Source organism: Nostoc sp. NOS(2021) (assembly GCF_017115025.1).
In the GTDB taxonomy this organism is placed as follows: Bacteria; Cyanobacteriota; Cyanobacteriia; order Cyanobacteriales; family Nostocaceae; genus Nostoc.
Map to the genome: position 1 here is coordinate 1 of NZ_JABXKM010000001.1, position 2508 is coordinate 2508.

At 39.1% G+C, this 2508-nt stretch carries 2 protein-coding genes, 1 tRNA gene and 2 pseudogenes; all 5 read right to left on the reverse strand.

Annotation, left to right across the window (positions count from 1 at the left end; all coding sequences use genetic code 11):
- Positions 1-143: 143 nt before the first annotated feature.
- Positions 144-436, reverse strand: a pseudogene (locus HWQ41_RS00005) (low molecular weight protein tyrosine phosphatase family protein).
- Position 437: 1 nt separating this feature from the next.
- Entirely contained in the window at positions 438-827 is a 390-nt protein-coding gene (locus HWQ41_RS00010) for a type II toxin-antitoxin system VapC family toxin (protein ID WP_292758506.1), read from the reverse strand.
- Positions 817-1044 (reverse strand): hypothetical protein, encoded by a 228-nt coding sequence (locus HWQ41_RS00015; protein ID WP_292758509.1) that lies wholly within the window; start codon positions 1042-1044, stop codon positions 817-819. The genes HWQ41_RS00010 and HWQ41_RS00015 overlap by 11 nt, the downstream gene beginning before the upstream one ends.
- A gap of 775 nt (positions 1045-1819) precedes the next feature.
- Positions 1820-1890 (reverse strand) — tRNA-Gly (locus tag HWQ41_RS00020).
- Between the two features lie 50 nt (positions 1891-1940).
- Positions 1941-2508: pseudogene (locus HWQ41_RS00025) on the reverse strand (hypothetical protein); the annotation flags it as partial.

A 2508-nucleotide genomic window follows, 5' to 3' on the forward strand; every position in this document is an offset into this window, starting at 1 on the left:
GGAGAGGGATTGAGGGTGAGGTAAGCCAGGGACATAAATTGTATGTTATTTAATTCTTATTTATTAGGACATCAGCTAATCAGAAAACACTGACACCAACAGACTTTCAAGCCTGTTAAGAGTTCCCTATTCCCTGTTCCCTGCTATAACAATTCAATTAAAGCAGGTTCCATATACTCATATTCATCTGGTATATCTAAACAGATAATTCTTTTATCTTTAAGCAAGGGCTGAAAATTTTTCGATAGCTTATTTTTATGGGTTTTTTCCATTACAAAGATAAAGCCCATGCGTTCGCCTCTGTTGATAGGGGTACTTCGGCATAGCGATCTAAACCTGCCGAGTCTGTTTCAAGTCCTTCATATTCAGAAAATACAGCGTCGGCGGTGGGACTTCGCAGTTTATTCTGGCTACAGATAAATAAGAGCTTTTTCATTTCACCAAATGACTGTTTGTAGGTTTTCAACCTCCTGAAAGTGAGCATCGCGTGTAACTAACGTCAGATTATATTGCAGTGTAAGTGCTGCAATCCAGATATCATTTTCAGGTAATGGACGCCCTTTCAGACGTAAATTATTCTTGACATTACCATAATGACGAGCAGTTTCTGCATCACATCCAACTACAGTACTGTTGGCTATAAATTCGTCAATACGTTCTAAATTCTCTTTTGAGCGTCGTGATTTTATTGCACCATAATACAACTCGCCTACTGCAATACTTGTGATTAATACCTGCTCTGTTTGTGCAAGGCGATTTTTTACTGTCGCTTCATCCGCAAAGAGAGCAATAATAATGTTAGTGTCCAGCAAGTATTTACCATTCATTGGTGTCAATCTGCTCACAGTCCTGTTCAATTGCTTCGCGGATTAACTGTATGTCATCGGTTGATATTGAACCTGCAAAACGTAGTAGTTGCTGACCTGGAACACCTTGAATTGTTGAACCTGCCAAGGCGCGTGCAAATTCAAGCACTTGAGACTGCAAGTCTTGGGGCATAACTTTCAGTTGCTCAATCACCTGATCAAGGATAGATGTATCCATTTTGCTCTCCTGTTCAGCATCATAAACTTATTCTAGTTGGGCTAGGGTTAGGTGTAGCTCTACGGTTTAACAGTTTAGATAAACTACTTTACTTTGCGATCGCACCAGAGACAACCCCAAAACTATGCCAAATATAAGCGATCGCACATTCCGCACCCCAACTGTCACACATCAACAAAATATCGGTCAAATAGTACAAGAGAACCAATTTAAATAACGAGCTAATCAGTTTTATTAATAGCTCTCAATTAATATATAAAAAATCCAGGTTTATAACTATCTTATATTAGCTAACTTTATCATTTAGACATTCAACATAGTTATTTATCAAATCAGAATAAATCTAGCTCTCATTCTTATTGCACTTTATTGAGAATAGGGTTTAGTGTCATCGTCGAATATTCGTGGCTGATCAAATGTCCTTTTAAGCTACAAATGTCTGATTTTATTCTTGATTTAACTTTTTTCTTCAGTAATTACCGATTGTGACAGTGAGCGTGCGGAATGTGGGTTCCATGATTCAAACAGTTATTTTTTAACTGGTTAAGTAGGTAAGTGGGAATATCTATAACTATGTTAAGAAATTTAAATTGTAGGGTGCGTTAGCGCGGAAAGTACGGCACATTGAATTCTGGATGGTGCCGTACTCTCGTCTAACACACCCTACGTTAATTTATATTTGTTTACATACATTGAAATTTTCTTGCCGACTTACTTAATTTACCAAGCCCAGACTTACTGCTTGCAGCAGTCTATTTCAGGTTTTTTCGTTCTAAGCGGGCGGCGGGAATCGAACCCGCATTAATAGCTTGGAAGGCTATAGTTTTGCCACTAAACTACGCCCGCAAATCTCCAACTTTTTAAATATAACACAGTTTTTGCAAAAATTCAAGTATTTAGTTGGAACTGGCAGGTTGGATTTTGATCCATACATACAGATTGCTCGAATCTGGCTTTGTGCCATTGTTGTTGTGAGCAGCAATAAAGTTTTCTGTTTTGAAAACTTCGCTGAGGACTTGCTCGTATCTGCTTTTTTCCCTTTGCAGTGTTCCTGGTTCTATTTCTAAAACTACAGCCTGTTGAAAGTTGCCATTGTGATCAATTATTAAGCTAGCCAAGAGTTTTGCTGGCTCAAGTCCAGAATCGTGGACAAGAATACTTGGGTCTAGCTGTTTTGTGTTGCTTCCCTTGTATAAAGCGATAACGTCGGGTAAACCATCTTGTCGTAATCTTCCTGATTTTATGAAGTTACTCACTTCATCTCTAAGCAAAGGAGCTACTATTGCTACCGATGCTCCCTCAGTATGAGTTGGTGGACTTTCTCTAGTTGGAGTTGCTGGAGTTTCCCTAGTTGGAGTTGGTGGAGTTTCTCTAGTCGAAGTTGCTGGAGTTTCCCTAGTTGGAGTTGCTGGAGTTTCTCTAGTCGAAGTTGCTGGAGTTTCCCTAGTTGGAGTTGCTGGAGTT